This window comes from Adlercreutzia mucosicola DSM 19490, from assembly GCF_000422625.1.
Classification (GTDB): Bacteria; Actinomycetota; Coriobacteriia; order Coriobacteriales; family Eggerthellaceae; genus Adlercreutzia; species Adlercreutzia mucosicola.
On record NZ_AUGK01000004.1, the window covers coordinates 144,530 to 161,499 of the forward strand.

Consider the following 16,970-nt stretch of genomic DNA (forward strand, 5'->3'; position numbering starts at 1 on the left):
CATCCAGACGGGCCAGCTGATCGGATCGCTCGCGGCCGACGCGGGAAAACGACGTGTTCCTGCTGTTGACCCGTGGCCGCAACCGCGCCTTCATTCGCAAGGAGCTCGGTATTGGCGACGAGACCGTGAAGAGTCACGTGAAGGCCGTCTACCGCAAGTTCGAAGTCCATTCCCAGCAAGAGCTGATCAATCTCGTGGAAGAAGAGCGCGGCGAGGGCGAGGGGCGGCGCCGAGCCGTGGGGGAAACGTCATTTTGAGCGGACGCGCAACTTGGGGTACAATAGCGAACATGACTGATTTGATGCAGACAACGCTCGCGGCGCCGCCTTCGGTGGATATGGCGTGTGTCGTGGGGGCCCATGATGAGATACTCCATCAGATGGAGGAGGCCTTCGACGCCCGCATCACCGTGCGAGGCGACACCGTGACCCTGGCCGGCGACCCTATCGAGGTGCAGCAGCTCACGGCACTGCTCACCGATCTGTTCCGCCAGGCCGAGAGCGGCCAGGCTCCCGACGTCGACTCCGTGCGCCACTCCATCGAGCTGCTCCGCCACGCCGAGTTCGCCCCGTCGGCTTTGCGCGACGACGTGCTGCTGTCCTACCGCGGCCGGGCCATCCGCCCGAGAACCGCCGGTCAGAAGCACTACGTGGACGCCATCCGCGAGAACACCGTCACCTTCGCCATCGGACCGGCCGGCACGGGCAAGACCTACCTGGCCATGGCCATGGCGGTGGCGGCCTTAAAGCGCAAGGAAGTGGGCCGCATCGTGCTGTCGCGCCCCATCGTGGAGGCTGGCGAGAACCTGGGCTTTCTGCCCGGCACCCTGTTCGAGAAGGTGGACCCCTACATCCGCCCGCTCTACGACGCGCTGTACTCCATGTTCGACATGGAGCGCGCCGCCGCCCTCATCGAGACTGGCGTCATCGAGGTTGCGCCTTTGGCCTTCATGCGCGGCCGCACCTTGAACGACGCCTTTATCATCTTGGACGAGGCTCAAAACACCACGCCCGAGCAGATGAAGATGGCGCTGACGCGTCTCGGCAACGGAGCGAAGATCGTCGTCACCGGCGATATCTCCCAGATTGATCTTCCGCGAGGCCAAAGCGGCCTCGTGCAGGTGCGCTCCATCCTGGAGGGCATCGACGACATCGCGTTTTGCGATCTTTCCGGAAAGGACGTCGTGCGCCATTCCCTGGTGGCCACCATCGTGGCGGCCTACGAGCGCGCGGACAGAAAGGCTTGATTCCCATGGAAATCCTGATCACCTGCAGCCACGGCGAGGACGCGCTGAGCGGGCTGCCCCTGGCGCGCCTGGCCCAGTTCGTGTTGGAGCGCGAGGGCAAGCCCGTGAACACCGAGGTGTCCATCAGCTTCGTGGACAACGAGAAGATTGCCGAGCTGAACGAGCGCTTTCGCGGTATCGAGGGCCCCACCGACGTGCTGTCCTTCGAGTGCGACAACATCGCCGACGATATGACCGCCGCCGACGGACCGAACTGCCCGCTCTACGAGCTGGGCGACATCATCATCGCCCCCGATGTGGCTGCAGCCCAGGCCGACGAGTACGGCAATTCCTTCGAGCAGGAGATCAGCCTCTTGCTCGTGCACGGGCTTCTGCACCTGTGCGGCTACGACCACATCACCGACGATGAGGCCGAGGTCATGGAAGGGCGCGAGAAGGAGCTGCTCACGGCCTGGTCGGAGCGGAATCTGCCCGCTATCGACGAGAATCGCTAGCGGATCGTGTCCGCAGAGCGCGACCGCTGCGGCAGGGCGGACAGCCCCCGTCCGATGATCGGGGGCGGCGCCGAAAAGTCCCGTCCCGATGGGACGGCCCCGACCACCTGCGGCTGCGACGATCATCTGGTGCGCACCGCCGCCGACAGCCGTGCCGCCGGGGCGGGACGCTTCCCGCTGTGGTGCGCGTTTCGCTGCGCCGCCCGCGGCGTCGCCTACGCCTTCGCCACCCAGCGCAACCTGAAGATTCAGCTCGCCGTGGCCGTGCTCGCCGTGGGCGCCGGCATCGTTTTGGGCATCTCGCGGGCCGACTGGCTCGCCATCGTGCTGGCCATCATGGTGGTGGGCGTGGCCGAGGTGGTGAACACGGCCGTGGAATCGGCGGTGGATCTGGCAAGCCCCCAATGGCGCGATCTGGCCCGCGCCGCCAAGGACGCCGGGGCCGGGGCTGTGCTTGTGGCCAGCGTCGGCTCGGTCGTGGTGGGGCTTATCGTGTTCTTCCCTTACATCGTGCAACGTTTCTCCTAGGGCGCAAGCCCCCATCGAAAGGACAGTCATGGATCTGGACGCCTACTTTGCTGAAAACCCCATGGGGGGCTCGTTTCCCACCAACCCCGACTTCAAGAGCGGATTTGTCACCCTGGTGGGACGCCCCAACGCGGGCAAGTCAACCTTGCTGAACGCCATCATGGGGAAGAAGATCGCCATCACCTCCAATACCGCCCAGACCACGCGCCACCGCTTCCGCGCCGTGTACACCACCGATGCGATGCAGATGATCATCGTGGACACGCCGGGTTTGCACAAGCCCAAGGACGCCCTCGGCGAGGAGCTGAACACCTCGGCCATCAAGGCCCTGGAGGACGTGGACGTGGTGGCCATGCTCATCGACGCCTCCCAGCCCATCGGCCGAGGGGACGAGTGGGTGGCCGAACAGGTGCGGGCCGCGAAGGGCTCGGCGAAGATCTGCGTGCTCTCCAAGACCGATATGGCCAGCGATGCCCAGATCAGCGCCCAGCGCGAGGCGGCCGAGGCGCTGTGCGACTGGGACGCCATGGTAGGGCTCTCGTCCACCACGGGCCGCAACGTGGACGCCTTCGTGGAAGAGGTGCAGTTCCTCTTGCCCGAGGGCCCGGCGTGGTTCCCCGCCGACATGGAGACCGATCAGCCCCTGGAAGTGATGGTGGCCGAGTTCATCCGCGAGAAGGTGCTGCGCAACTTCTTCGACGAGGTGCCTCATGCCATCGGCGTGGGGGTGGAGGAGATGGAGTTCGAGAAGCCGAACCTCTACCGCATCTACGCGGTCATCTACGTGGAGCGCGACAGCCAGAAGGGCATCATCATCGGCAAGCGCGGCGCGGCCATCAAGCGCATCGGCACCGAGGCCCGCCGCGACCTGGAGCTTCTGTTGGGTTCCAAGGTGTTTTTGGACCTGTCGGTGAAGGTGCGGAAGAACTGGCGGCGCGACGCGAATCAAATTCGCCGATTCGGTTACGGAGAAGGTGCGTAGGCGGTATATCTGCGCTACAATTCTCCTACTTGCGTACACAATGAGGAGAACCGTTGATGAAATGCCCCCACTGCTCATTCGATAATACCGACGATGCCGCCTTCTGCGAGAAGTGCGGCCACGTTTTTCTGTCCAGCGACCGCATTCCCGAAGTGCCCGATCCCGCCGAGATGGAGCGCCGTCGCGATGCCGCGCTGACCGCCGTGCCCCCCATCTTGAAGGTGCCCGACGTGGTGCCGCCCGCGCCTGCGGCGCGCCCGTCGGTGGCCGATGTACTGGAGCCTCTGCCCGAGCCGGCGAGCGAGCCGGACTTCTCGGGCTTCGAGCGTCTGGTGGATTCCAGCTACGTGCCGCCCGTGGCCGATGCCCATGCCGGCGACACCGCCGAGATTCCCGTGATCCGCGACGAGTACGTGCCGCAGGCGCGCAACTACACCATGGGCCTTTCCGAGCGCGAGCTGCGCCGGCGCGAGCGCGAGCAGCGCCGTATGGCCAAGAAGTTCGAGAAGCAGCAGGCCAAGGAAGAGAAGCGCGCCGCCAAGCAGGCCGCCAAGGCCGCCGCTGCTGCGGCTCGGGAAGAGGCTCGGGCGGCGAAGGCGGCCGAGCGCGAGGATTACAGCGAGGACGAGGCGACGCTGGCGGCCGGGGCCGCGGCGGCTGCGACGGAGGCCGCGGTCGCCGAGGCCGTCGTGCACGAGGACGACGGCGAGCGCGTCGTGGAGGCCCCCGGCGCCGCGGCGCTGCTCGAGCGGACGGGCACCCTGTCCGAGGAAGAGGTGCGCTCCTGGCGCCGCGAGCTGAGCGGCGGGGCGGCCTCCCTGAACGCCGAGGAGCTGAACTCGGTGCTGCTCACCGGCGATGGCGTGGTGGGGCTCTTCGAGCGCGCCGGCCGGCGGGGCAAGGGCCGCGCCAAGACCGCCGAGGCCGCCCGCACCGCCGCTCTGGAACTGCCCACGGCCGAGCGCGGCCTGGCGGTGCTGGGGGAGCGCGGCATCGAGAGCGCCGCCGCCGACGGGACGCCCGTGCCCGACGCGGATGCCGCCGACGGCGCGGGTCTCGTGCTCGGCGGCGCGGCCGGTATGGCCGTGCGCGAGGCCGCGGGCACGAGCGAGCTGCCCGTGGTGCGCGACAAGGCCGAGGCGGGCCCCGCCGACGAAGTCGCCGAGGATGCCGGCAGACATTCCCCGCGCAAGCAGGCGGCTGGCAGCGTGCCTGCGACTGACGAGACGGCGCCGCACGAGGCCTCTGACAGCGCCGCGGCGGCTTCCAAGACCGCCAAGTCCGCGAAGAAGGAGAAGGCCCCGAAGCCGCCGAAGGCTCCCAAGACCGCGAGGGCCCCGAAGTTCCACGCCCCGCGTTCCAAGAAGCCGTTCATCATCGCGGCCGCCGTGGTGGTGGCCGTGCTGCTGGGCGGCGTCGGCGTGGCAGCCGGCACCTATGCGGCCGAGATGTGGGGCGGCAAGACGATCCCCGAGGTGGTGGGCCTGACCAAGGACGAGGCCATCGCGAAGCTGGGGGAGAAGGGCTTTGTCGCCGAGGTGGCCGAGGTGAAGTCCGACGAGGCCGCCGGCACTGTGCTGTCCGCCAGCCCGAACGGGGGCACCCGCGCCGACGAGGGCAGCACCATCGCCCTGGAAGTGGCCACCCCCCGCGTGATTCCCGCGGTGGCGGGCCTGTCCCAGCAAGAGGCCACCGACGCTCTGACGGCCGAGGGCTTCACCGCGGTGGAGATGACCCAGCAGAAGTCCAACGAGGCTGCCGGCACCGTGCTGGCCGTGAGTCCCGAGGCGGGTACCCAGGCGCTCTCCGGCGATACGGTCACCCTCACCGTGGCGGTGCCCTTCACCGTGCCCGAGGTGGCCGGGCTCGGCCGCGATGATGCCGTGGCCGCCCTGGAGGCCGAGGGCTACAGTGTGAACGCCCAGCGCTACTACACCGAGGACGTGGCCGAGGGCACGGCCGTGGGCACCGATCCCGAGGCGGGCACCGAGCTGAACTCCGGCTCAGAGGTGACCCTGCTCATCGCCAAGTCGCGGGCCAACGAGCTGGTGGAGCTGACGAAGTCCATCCTGCCCGGCGCCATTCTCAAGACCGATGAGGCCAGCTACAAGGTGGAATCGGTGGAGAGCGTGTCCTACCGCGGCGACAACGAGGTGAGCTACAAGGTGGTCGCCCGCCAGTTCGAGGTGGTGGACCTGCCCTTCGGCCTGGGTCAGAAGACCTACTACGACAAGGAGACCTCGGTGGTCGAGGGCGGCATCGTGTGGGACGACAACAACAAGGTGTCCTACGCCAACCCCGCCATCACCTACTAGGCCCCGCGCGCCGTGGCGGCTCCCACCTACAACCAGCGGGTGCTCGTGCTGCGGCGCACGAAGCTCTCGGAAAGCGACCTCATCTTAACGATGCTCGCCGAGGACGGCAGCCAGCTGCGCGCCGTGGCGAAGGGGGCCCGCAAGCCGAAGAGCCCCTTCGCTGCGCGCACCGAGCCCTTCTGCGTGGCCGACCTGCTCTGCGCCCGGGGGCGCAGCCTGGACATCGTGAAGGAGGCGCGGCTCGTAGCGGCCCATGATCATCTGCGCTGCTCCGTCGAGGCCTCGGCGGCGGCCATGCCCATGTTGGAGCTGCTCGGCCGCCTGTCTCAGACGGGGCTGGCGAACCCGCGGCTGTTCCAATCGGCCGAACGGGCCCTAAAGGCCATGGACGACGTCGACGACAACCACCGCCTGGCCTTGTCGGCGGCCCATCTGCTGAAGACCCTCGCGTTCTCGGGCCTGCGCCCCAGCCTGGAGGTGTGCGTCGGCTGCGGCGAGCCCGTGGCGCTGCAGGAGGGCGCGCGCCTGCCGTTCTCGTCCATCGAGGGCGGTGTGGCCTGCGAGCGCTGCCGCGCGTTGCTGGAGACCGAGCTGGTGGACGCGGCCACCCTGTGCTGGGGCCAGTACTTCCTCGCAAGCACCTTCGACGCCATCGCTGCGGGGCCGGCCGACGAATCGGCCTCCTTCGCCGTGCTGCACCTGGTGCAGTCCCTCGTGCGCGCCCATGTGGGCAGCCCGCTGAAGTCGCTCGAGTTTCTCTTCGCCAGCGGGCTGTTCTAGGGAAGGGGAGTATGTCCGCCCGGAGGCATTTGCCCGACTCTCGGCCGTTGTGCCGCCGTGCCGCCGGCCGCCGCCCTGTGCAGATACCGTGACGCTGACGAGATCGGCCCTTGTGGATAGGGGAGTGCTCGCCTATACTGGGCAAGCTGTGCAAATAGCCCATCGGCCCCTGGCTCGAATGCGCCACCCGCTTTCCCGCTCGGAGCCGACGACAAGGAAAAGCCGCAGGAAGCGGCGAAGGTACGCGGGGCATTCCCGCAGAAGAAAGGTGGCAATCATGGCCAACAAGGACAGCATCTCCAAGGAGCGCACCGCCGAGCTCATGCGCGAGTTCGGCAAGAACGAGCAGGACTCCGGTTCCGCCGAGGTGCAGGTGGCGATCCTCTCCGAGCGCATCCGCAACCTGACCGAGCACCTGAAGGTGCACAAGAAGGACAACCACACCCGTCGCGGTCTGATGATGCTCATCGGTAAGCGCCGCGGTATGCTGAAGTACATCAAGAACCGCAACATCGACGAGTACCGCGAGCTCATCAAGAAGCTCGGCATCCGCGACAACATCTAGTTCGAGCAGGTACGGGGCCCCTCGGGGCCCCGTTTGCTGTATAGAGCGGTCGTAGGCGCAAGGGTGCGCCGCGGTCGCGGGAGCGGGGGAATATAAGTAGCCCGCTTCCGAAGGAGCTTCCGCGCAATGAGGCGCGGAGGAGAAGAGAAAGAAAAGAAGACATGACCAAGATTGTCGAAGAATTCGAGTTGTACGGCAAGCAGTACCGCCTGGAGACGGGTGAGCTGGCCCGCCAGGCCACCGGAGCTGTGCTCGTCACCTGCGGCGAGACGAGCGTGCTCGTGACCGCCGTCGTCTCCAACCAGGAGCGCGACTACGACTTCTTCCCCCTGACCGTCGATTTCATCGAGAAGATGTACGCCGTGGGCCGTATCCCCGGCGGCTACCTGAAGCGCGAGGCGAAGCCGTCCGATCACGGTACGCTCGTGGCCCGCATGGTGGACCGTCCCATCCGCCCCGGCTTCCCCGACGGCTACAAGAACGAGGTGCACATCGTTGCCACCCCGCTTGTGATCGACGAGGAGCACCTGCCCGACACCATCTGCGTGGCCGGCGCTTCGGCGGCCCTGCTCGTGGGCGGCGCCCCCTTCGACGGGCCGGCCGCCGCGGTGCGCATCGGCCGCAATGCCGAGACCGGCGAGTTCATCGTGAACCCCACCAACACCGAGATGGAGACCTCCGATCTGGAGCTGACCATCGCCGGCACCGCTGACTACATCTCTATGGTGGAGGCCGGCGCCGACGAGATCTCCGAGGAGGACATGCTGGCCGCCATGACCTTCGGCCAGGAGGCCATCGCCGCCTTCTGCGAGAAGCAGGCCGCTTTCCTCGCCCGCGTGAACCCCACCCCCATGGAGTACAAGATCCATGCGGCCGACCCGTCGGTGGCCGAGCGCGTGGACGCGCACCTGGCCGAGATGTCCGCGGCCCTGAAGGACGCCGACAAGGCCGCCCGCATGGGCAAGGTGGAGCAGCTCAAGGCCGCCATCACCGAGAACGACTTCACCGAGGAGGAGCGCACTGCCTGGGGCAGCGACATCAAGGCCGCGCTGAAGTCCCTGGAGAAGCGGGCCATGCGCGCTATGATCATCGAGACCGGCGAGCGCGTCGACGGCCGCAGTGCCGATGAGATCCGCCCGCTGTACATCGTGCCGGGTTACCTGCCCCGCGTCCACGGAAGCGGCCTGTTCCAGCGCGGTCAGACCCAGGTCATGTCCGTGTGCACCCTCGGGATGCTCAACGAGTGGCAGCGCCTCGACACCATCTGGCCCGAAGAGGGCAAGCGCTACATGCACCAGTACAACTTCCCGCCCTACTGCACCGGCGAGACCGGCCGCATGGGCGCCCCGAAGCGCCGCGAGGTGGGCCATGGCGCTCTCGCCGAGCGCGCCATTTTGCCGGTGCTGCCCGACACCGACGCCTTCCCCTACGCCATCCGCGTGGTGAGCGAGGTGCTGGAGTCCAACGGCTCATCGTCCATGGCCTCCACCTGCGGTTCCTGTTTGGCCCTCATGGACGCCGGCGTGCCGATCTCGGCCCCTGTGTCCGGCGTGGCCATGGGCCTTATCAAGGAGGGCGACGACGTGGTCGTGCTCTCCGACATCCAGGGCATCGAGGACTTCCTCGGCGACATGGACTTCAAGGTGTGCGGAACGCCCAACGGCATCACCGCCCTGCAGATGGACAACAAGGCCCGCGGCCTGTCCGTGGAGATTCTCGCCCGCGCCCTGAAGCAGGCCCACGAGGGCCGCGCCCACATCCTTAAGGCCATGCTCGCCACCATCGACGGCCCGCGTGCCGAGATGAAGGAGACTGCGCCGCGCATCGAGACCATCAAGATTCCCGTGGACAAGATCCGCGATGTCATCGGGTCTGGCGGCAAGGTCGTCCGCGGCATCCAGGAGGAGACCGGCGCCTCCATCGACATCCAGGAGGACGGCACCATCCACGTGGGCGCCGTATCCGGCACCGCCATGGAGGCCGCCAAGGCCATGATCTTGGGCATCGTGAAGGAGCCCGAGGTGGGCGAGGAGTTCGAGGGCGAGGTCGTCGGCATCAAGGACTTCGGCGCCTTCGTGAAGCTGACTCCCGGCAAGGACGGCCTGCTGCACATCTCGCGCGTGGCCAACGGCCGCGTGGGCAAGGTGGAGGACGTGCTGAACCTGGGCGACGTGGTGAAGGTGGTCGTGCTGGAGGTGGATCCGAAGACCGGTAAGATCTCGCTCGATCGTCTGGACAAGCCGGACGCCCCCGAGGGGAGCGCCCCGGCCCGTCGCGAGGACCGCGGCGAGCGCGGTCACGGCCATGGCGAGCGTCGCGAGCGCCGGGAGGACAACCGTCCCGGCCGCGCCGGCCGCACCCCGCGCCGTCGCCACGAGGCCTAGACCCCTCAACCTCTTATATCATGACGGATGGCTTTCGCGCCATCCGCACCCCCAGAGAGCCGCCGTCGCGCGGCTCTCTTTGGTTGGTGGGGAAGTTGGGGTTTCCTTAGGCTCGGAGTCGGTATATAATCAGGCGTTATCTACAGCTTGGTAACGAGAGTGTTGCGAAAGGGCATCGAAGCCGATTTCGCGACTCATCCCGATAGAGAGAGCCAGGAGAAGATCATGAGGAACCTGCACCAGCATAAGTTTCTCCGTTGCGCCCTTGCGGTGACGCTCGCCTGCGGTCTGTCCATCCCGACCACGGCGATCTCCGCGTACGCGGACGGTGAAAACACATCTACCCCCCCCCCTCGCTTCTGAGATAACTTCTGACGGGAGCGCCTTCGACGCCCCGCTCGACGACGTCGCCGAGCAGCCATCGACCGGCGGCGAGCCCTCTGCCGACGACGGGGCCGCCCCCGCGCCCGACCAGCCCGATCCGGCTGGTCCCGAGGCCGATGTCCCGGCCGACAACCCCTCCTCTTCCGAAGATACTGCAAACGCGGCCGCTGCAATGGTCGTGAACGCTGCGGCCTCGGTGTTCGCTGCGGGCGCTTCGGAGGGCAGCCGTGCTACGCCCAACGGATGCCAGTTCGAAATCACCGGCGGCACCGAAGGCGTTGACTTCAGCTTCGACGGCAGCATTCTCCACATTCTTACTTCTAAACCGCTTACCATAAAAATGGCTGCTGGCGTGACCACCACAGCCCAGACCATTCAGATTGACAAAGGCGTAAAAGCCGACCTCACGCTCGCCGGCGTGAACATCTCTACTGCTACGGCATCGCCCCTCAACATGATTACGAATTCCGACGAAGATGGCGATGGCGTCAAGGTAACTCATGCCGACCAGATCAAGAACAAGACGATGCTCTATCTCACATTGGCCGACGGAACGGCCAATGTGCTGAAGAACACCAATGCGAACGCCAACGGGTGGCCTGGGATTCGATGCGGGTGGGGCTCTGTTCTGGTTATTGACGACAGCGTGACCAACGTGAGGGCCGGTGGTTCGAAATTCAATCTGAACGATATCGTTACCCCTGCTAACGGAATGATTGGTTCCGACGTGTCTCTCGTAGGGGGTGCGGTTCTCTCCAGTGGCGATCCGCTCGTGAAGATGGACTCTGATGAGCCGGGCTCTTTGCAGACGTTGGCCGGCGGCCAATCAGCTTCCATCGGATCGGGGCCGAAGGAAAACGCGGGTACTATAGTCATTAACGGCGGTGTTGTCAACGCCGATGCTTTTACTGGGAAAACGAGCTATTCCAACGGAGCTGGCATCGGTGGTGGTGCTGCTGGTTCGGGCACGATCATTACGGTCAATGGTGGCAGGATCACCTCCCGATCGGGTTATTGCGGTTCTGGTATCGGCTCGGGTTTGGGCTATTTCGTCCAAAACGCAAGCAACAGCGTTAACATGTCGTGCTCGCCCAAGCCCGACGCTATTGATATTCCTCGAGGTGAGGAGAACTCCAACGGCTACAGCTTCCTCGGGCCCATTGCGAGTTGGATTAAGAGTCTGACTGGCGTTCACCTCATTCAGTACCCGCAGTATGACAACTATCACACGGTGGCAGGCGACATCACTTTGAATGGCGGTTATGTAACTGCCAAAAATGGAGGCCACGGTAACGCTTTCGGTCAGAGTTGCGCTCACGGACCTTCTTCGAATCGCAATCATATTGTTCGCGTTACAGGTGGTACGCTTATTACCGAAGTGGAGGGCATCGACGGCACGAATCCTCCGCTCTGCTCGGTTGGTGCCGCATTGGGTTACACGATCGTGACCGGCGGTTCGGTGCTGGTTCAGAATCGTTCGAATGGCACTCCGGCATTCCAGGGTATCGGAGGTACCGCCTACAATACCCAGGGTATCACCTCGTGGGATGACGTTGAAAAATATGAGTCGGACAACAATGTATCAGGGCTTCCCGACGCTGATAAAGTGCAGATGCTCACCATCAATCTGTCCAGTCGGTTCAGTGCGGGGGAGAATAAGACTGTTCCCATTTCCAAATGGAAGCTAGAGATCAATAACATTGAGCAGGAGTACGGTGCCCCCTCGTACCTGAATAACGGAGAGCTGTATCTATGGGTGCCTGAGGACGCTACGGGCAAGAACGTGACCGTAACGATGTCCTATCTCGACGACGCAGGCAAGGAGCACGACATCGAGCCTCTGTACGTGGAGGAAGTGGGCGGCAGCCAGGGTTCTACGCTGAAGGCCTATGTGGATATCGATGTAGATACGCTCTCGGCCGAGCAGCAGGCCTATTTCGGCAGCCTCAAGAAGGCTTACAACGGTCTCGCCTTCGAGCCCTTCACGGTGTCGGCGGACAAGCCCATCAAAATCACCGAGAAGGACGGCACCGTCACCGAGCTGAAGAATTCCGACAAGATCGAGGTGTCCTACCAGCCCTATGACGAGCGGGACGGCTCGCCGCTGCCCGACAGCGAAGTGGTCACCGGCAAGACGATGCCCTCGGACACCGGCGTCTTCCGCGTGCAGCTGGTCTCCAAGGAGAAGGCCGAGACGCCGGAGTTCGCGAACTTGTACTGGGGCCATCGCATCACCGGATGGGCCGAGATCACGCCGGTGCCCGCGGTGCTCGACCTGCAGGGCGTGGAATGGGGCCATTTGGATGTGGCCACGGGCGACTGGAAGCCCATCACCCAGAGCTCGGCAAGCGGGGTGGCCGGCAATCGCCTGAAGCTCACCTTCAACGTGCGCAGTGCCAACACCACGGCGCTGACCTGCGCCGCGCCCACCGGGTCGTTTCAGGTGAAGATCGACGGCAAGAACGCCGGCGATGCCATCGCGCTGACCGAGGAAGGCGTGGAGGCATCGCCCCATTCCAGCTTCGAGATCAAGGACATCGAGGTGGACGCGGCCAAGGGCGGCAAGGAGACGCGCCATGCCACCGTGGTCACCTACTACCTGGACCCGGCGAATCGCGACGGCCTGCTGGAGCTGCTTGCCCAGGCGGGCGACGGCGGCGAGCACAAGGTGAACATCGAGTACCTCGCCGATAAGAACTATATCCAGGGCGTGGACAAGAACCCCGAGAATGCCAAGGACGACGATACCTTTATCATCCCCGTAGCTCCCGAGGGCGACGTGAAGCCCGAAGGTAACGTGACTATCAAAGACGACGACCCCATCGATCCCGATCCAGACAATCCCACAGGCAAGATGACCATCATCCGCAAGACCATCACGGCCAACTACAGCGACTTCCATAAGAAGGACTCTGCCGACGCGGTGAGCGATTTCTTCGCCCTGGAGGTGACTTCCAGCTCGTCGGCGGCGGGCACGTGGAGCGTGTCGAACGGGGCTGTGGCCGACCTGATCATGGGCGATGATGGGAAGCCGGCGCTGGACAAGAACGGCAAGGTGCAGATCCGCGTGAACAGCTGCGGCACCTCGGTCATCACCATGGAGCAGAAGCCCAACGCCCTCTACACGGGCATCAAGTACATCCTCACGGTGAACGTGACGCCAGATCCCTCGATTCAGCCCCAGGTGCAGATCCGCCTGACCCAGCGCAACCTGACGGCACTGGCGGAGGCGGCAGGCGCCCAGGTGGCGGCCTTCTCGCTCGCGGCGTTCCCGGCGGCGTCCGATGCCGCGGGCGTCACTGCGCTAGCGGCGCGCTCCGCGGCCGACCGCACCTTGATGCCCCCGCGCCCGGGTGATATGATCGAGTACACGGTGACCGGCCTGAACCTCACGCCGGGCTCCGCCTGGCAGGGCGCCGAGCTGGTGGACGCCATCGACGCGCGCCTGACCTTCGCCGATGGCAGCGTTCAGGTGGCCCCGAACTACGCCACCCGCACCGACAAGAGCACGGCGCTCGGCACCAGCGCCTTCTACGACGGCTTCGATTGGGATGGCCTGGATTGGAAGAAGGTGGCCAAGGGCGACTACACCTTCAGCGCCTCCACGTTGAAGAAGGAGATCGGCACCGTCTACGGCGGCCAGTCCACCTCGGTGCGCTTCAACGCCACGGTGCCCGATGGCCTGGGCGAGCGTCCCGAGGACGGCGATCTGCCCGAGATCAAGAACGAGCCGGGCGGCACGGGCGGCTACGGCAAGCCCGAGGACGGCCTGGACCCCGGCGAGACGGCCGAGCCCGCCACGCCTTTGCCTCCTGACAACATCGTGATCGTCGGCGACGACGCTAAGCCCGACCCGAACGACCCTGACAACCCCCAGCCCGCCGACCCCGGCACCGTGGGCCCCACGCCGGTGCTGCCCAAGGACCCGGCGGCGGCCGATATCGTGACCACGGTGAAGGTGGAGACGAAGGACACCGAGGTCAAGCACGAGGACGACCGCATTCTGATCGGCGACACGCTGACGGTGACCGCCACCTCCGAGAACGTGGCCCCCGACTCGAAGCTCGCCAACGCGGTGATCAAGGTGACGCTGCCCAAGGGCGCCGATCTGAAGCCTGGCACCATCGAGCTTGTCGACGCCCAGGGCAACAAGTACAAAGTGCCCGACAGCGCCTACGACCCGAAGACGGGCATCGTGGCCGTGAACGCCGGCGACCTGTACGGCGGAGAGGAGGCCACCCTCACCTTCGAGGTGGAGATCACCTCCACGGTGGACACCCGCGATCCCGAGGAGGGGGAGGACCCGGCGGCCCCGAGCCGACCCGACGACTTCCCCATCGAGGGAGGCACCCTGGGCGAGACGCCCACTGACGAGTGGGAGCGCGAGCACCCCGAGGGCACCGACCCGGGCAACCCGCCCGCGACGGAGGAGCCCAAGCCCGGCACGCCCTTCGTGCCCACGAAGCCCTGGCCCGAGATCGAAGACGAGCTGGTGTCCACGCCGCCGGCCACCGACCCGGACATGCCCCCGGTGCTGCCGCGCGACCCGCAGGTGGAGGGCTCTGACGCCGACATCTCGGTGACCAAGACGGCCAAGAACACGAGTCGCGACGACAAGACGACTCATGTGGGCGACACTGTGCGCTACACCGTGGTGCTCGCCAACTCCGAGCCGCACACCATGTGGTACGACGCGGTGTTCCGCGACGAGCTGCCTAAGGGCGTGGAGCTCGTGCCCGGATCCATCAAGGTGACGGGCCCCGACGGCACCGAGCGCGCCGTGCCCGATTCGGCCTACGACGCGGCCACCCGCACCCTGGGCGTCCGCGCGGGCGATGTGGCCGGCGGCCGCCAGTCGACTCTCGTGTTCGACGTGAAGGTGACCGAGGCGGCCATCGGCGCCGACATCGGCAACGTCGCCAACGCCTACGGCACGCCTCCCTCCCAGGTAGACCCCAGCGAGGTGGCCAGCGGCTCGGCGCGCCCCGCCCCCGGCGAGCCGTTCAAGCCCTCCGAGGGCTGGGAATCCTTTGCCCGCAACCACAAGGGCGTCGCCAACGCCGACGCCGCCTATCCGGAGGGCACCGACGCCAAGGGCGGCGTGAGGCCGGCCGACAAGAAGCCGCTCGCCCAGACCGGCGACGAGGTGTGGGGTCTCGTCGGCCTGCCGCTGCTTCTGTGCGCGGCCGCAGCGGCCGCGATGGTGCTCTGCCTGGTGCGCCGCGGGCGCGAGGAGGGTGCCCGGTAGGCGGCGCCCGCGTCCCGTGCGCCGCCGCAGCGCCGGCGTAATGTTCCTGTAGAGGGGGAGTCGCCCGGCGCGGCTCCCCCTTGGTGTACCATGGGGCCGTCGAACGATGAACGCGGGGCCGCGCGGCCCCTCGCCTTTCAGAGGAGGTTCCCTATGATCAACGTAGCGGTGGCAGGATGCGGGGGCCGCATGGGCACGGCCGTGGTGGACGCGGTGAGCGCCGCCGATGACATGGTCGTGGTCTGCGGCATCGATCCTAACGGGTCGGCCCGCGACGGCTTCCCGGTGTTCGCCACGGTGGCCGAGGCCCTGGACGCCGTGGACGCCGATGTGCTCGTGGACTTCACCCAGCCGGCCGTGGTGGCCGGCAACCTGGCCGAGGCGCTGCCCCGCGGCGTCGACTGCGTGGTGGGCACCACGGGGCTTCCCACCGAGACCTTAGAGGCCCTGGCCGCCGGTGCGGCTGCGGGCGCGGCGCTGTTCTACGCGCCCAACTTCACCACCGGCGCGGTGCTGATGATGGAGTTCGCCAAGGCCGCCGCGCCCTATTTCCCCGAGGCCGAGGTCATCGAGTTCCACCACTGCAACAAGAAGGACGCCCCCTCGGGCACGGCGGTGCGCACGGCCCAGCTGATCGCCGAGGCCCGCAGCCCGCGGGTGAGCGAGGCGCCCGGCCGCGAGACCGAGATGCCCGGGGCCGAGGGCGCCCGCGGGGCGCTCGTGGACGGGGTGCCGGTGCACGCCGTGCGCTCTATGGGGTACGTGGCCTCCCAGGAGGTCATCTTCGGCTCGCTCGGCCAGACGCTGACCCTGCGCCACGACTCGTGGGACCGCACCTCGTACATGCCCGGCGTGCTGCTCGGCATCCGCAGCGTGGGCGAGCGAGAGGGCCTCATCGTGGGCTTGGAAACCTTTATGGACTAGGGCGCCATCCCGCGAATACTCTCAGCGGCACTCCGTCGGGCTCCCACCCGGCGGGGTGCCGTTTGCTTGTTCGTTTGGCGAACTTCGACGCTGCGGTGTTCTCTCAGGCGAACATCAGTGGCATAATAGCGGGCGAGTTTGATGGTCGGCGGCCGTGCCCGCCGCTGGGCAATAAGGAGAAAGATCGATGCAGTTCAAAAAAGAGCCTCGTTTCGGACGATTGATTCCCGCCATGGTCACGCCCTTCAACCGCGACCTGGAACTGGACCTCGACCGGGCGCAGGAGCTGGCCGACCGCCTCGTGCGCGGTGGCGTGGACTCCATCATCGTGAACGGCACCACCGGCGAGAGCCCCACGGTGTTCTACCCCCAGAAGCTGGAGCTGTTCCGCGCCGTGGTGCGCGCCGTGAACGGGCGCGTGCCCGTGATCGCGAACGTGGGCGATAACTGCACCGCCGATACGGTGTACTTCGCTCAGGATGCCGCCAAGCTGGGCGTCGACGGCTTCATGTGCGTGGTGCCCTACTACAACAAACCTCCCCAGGAGGGCCTGTACCGCCACTTCAAGACCATCGCCGACTCCACGGATATGCCCATCATCCTGTACAACATCCCCGGCCGCTGCTCCATCAACATGGAGGGCGAGACCACTCTGCGCTTGGCCCACAACTGCGACAACATCGTGGCCATCAAGGAGGCCTCGGGGAGCATGGAGCAGATCAAGTTCATCATCGACAACGCGCCGGCCGACTTCGCCGTGTACTCCGGCGACGACTCGGCTACGCTCGACATCATGCGCCTGGGCGGCGCGGGCGTCATCTCCACCATCGGCAACGTGGCCCCCGAGCGCATGAAGGAGATCGTGGATCTGGCCGCCCGCGAGGAGTGGGACGCCGCCGAGGCCGCCAACGAGGCCCTGCTGCCGCTGATGAACGGCCTGTTCGAAACTTCGAATCCCATCCTCGTGAAGGAGGCGCTGAGCCTGGTGGGCTTTCCGGTGGGCGGCGTGCGCCTGCCGCTGGTGGATGCCACTCCCGAGCAGTCCAAGCGCCTGGCCGCCATCATGCGCGAGGTGGGCGTGCTGGATTAGGGGCGTATTCCCCGACATGGTAGACGCCGG

General features: G+C 66.3%; 12 protein-coding genes. All 12 read left to right on the forward strand.

Going from position 1 to position 16,970, the window contains the following annotated elements:
- Positions 1–53: 53 nt before the first annotated feature.
- Positions 54–257, forward strand: coding sequence for a LuxR C-terminal-related transcriptional regulator (locus G503_RS16640; protein ID WP_028026298.1), 204 nt, complete (start codon positions 54–56; stop codon positions 255–257).
- 32 nt (positions 258–289) lie between these two features.
- Entirely contained in the window at positions 290–1,246 is a 957-nt protein-coding gene (locus tag G503_RS0102210; protein ID WP_028026299.1) for a PhoH family protein, read from the forward strand.
- Positions 1,247–1,251: 5 nt separating this feature from the next.
- Positions 1,252–1,740 carry an rRNA maturation RNase YbeY gene (gene ybeY, locus G503_RS0102215; RefSeq protein ID WP_028026300.1) on the forward strand — a complete coding sequence of 163 codons (489 nt, stop codon included), beginning with the start codon at positions 1,252–1,254 and terminating at the stop codon, positions 1,738–1,740.
- A 6-nt stretch (positions 1,741–1,746) separates the two neighbouring features.
- Complete coding sequence (locus G503_RS0102220) at positions 1,747–2,268, forward strand: diacylglycerol kinase family protein (protein WP_202805149.1); 522 nt, start codon at positions 1,747–1,749, stop codon at positions 2,266–2,268.
- Positions 2,269–2,329: 61 nt separating this feature from the next.
- On the forward strand, positions 2,330–3,250 hold the full coding sequence (gene era, locus G503_RS0102225) for a GTPase Era (protein WP_028026302.1): 921 nt from the start codon (positions 2,330–2,332) through the stop codon (positions 3,248–3,250).
- Between the two features lie 56 nt (positions 3,251–3,306).
- Entirely contained in the window at positions 3,307–5,565 is a 2,259-nt protein-coding gene (locus G503_RS15435) for a PASTA domain-containing protein (RefSeq protein WP_051190834.1), read from the forward strand.
- Between the two features lie 12 nt (positions 5,566–5,577).
- Complete coding sequence (recO, locus tag G503_RS0102235) at positions 5,578–6,345, forward strand: DNA repair protein RecO (protein WP_028026303.1); 768 nt, start codon at positions 5,578–5,580, stop codon at positions 6,343–6,345.
- Positions 6,346–6,622: 277 nt separating this feature from the next.
- Entirely contained in the window at positions 6,623–6,910 is a 288-nt protein-coding gene (rpsO, locus tag G503_RS0102240) for a 30S ribosomal protein S15 (RefSeq protein ID WP_035021466.1), read from the forward strand.
- Between the two features lie 161 nt (positions 6,911–7,071).
- Positions 7,072–9,294: a polyribonucleotide nucleotidyltransferase gene (locus G503_RS0102245; RefSeq protein WP_028026305.1), complete on the forward strand. Its 2,223-nt coding sequence runs from the start codon at positions 7,072–7,074 to the stop codon at positions 9,292–9,294.
- 556 nt (positions 9,295–9,850) lie between these two features.
- Entirely contained in the window at positions 9,851–14,926 is a 5,076-nt protein-coding gene (locus tag G503_RS0102255) for an isopeptide-forming domain-containing fimbrial protein (RefSeq protein ID WP_028026307.1), read from the forward strand.
- 153 nt (positions 14,927–15,079) lie between these two features.
- A complete protein-coding gene (gene dapB / locus G503_RS0102260) occupies positions 15,080–15,850 on the forward strand; it encodes a 4-hydroxy-tetrahydrodipicolinate reductase (protein ID WP_028026308.1) in 771 nt (256 codons plus the stop codon).
- 187 nt (positions 15,851–16,037) lie between these two features.
- Positions 16,038–16,940 carry a 4-hydroxy-tetrahydrodipicolinate synthase gene (dapA, locus tag G503_RS0102265; RefSeq protein WP_028026309.1) on the forward strand — a complete coding sequence of 301 codons (903 nt, stop codon included), beginning with the start codon at positions 16,038–16,040 and terminating at the stop codon, positions 16,938–16,940.
- Positions 16,941–16,970 lie beyond the last annotated feature (30 nt).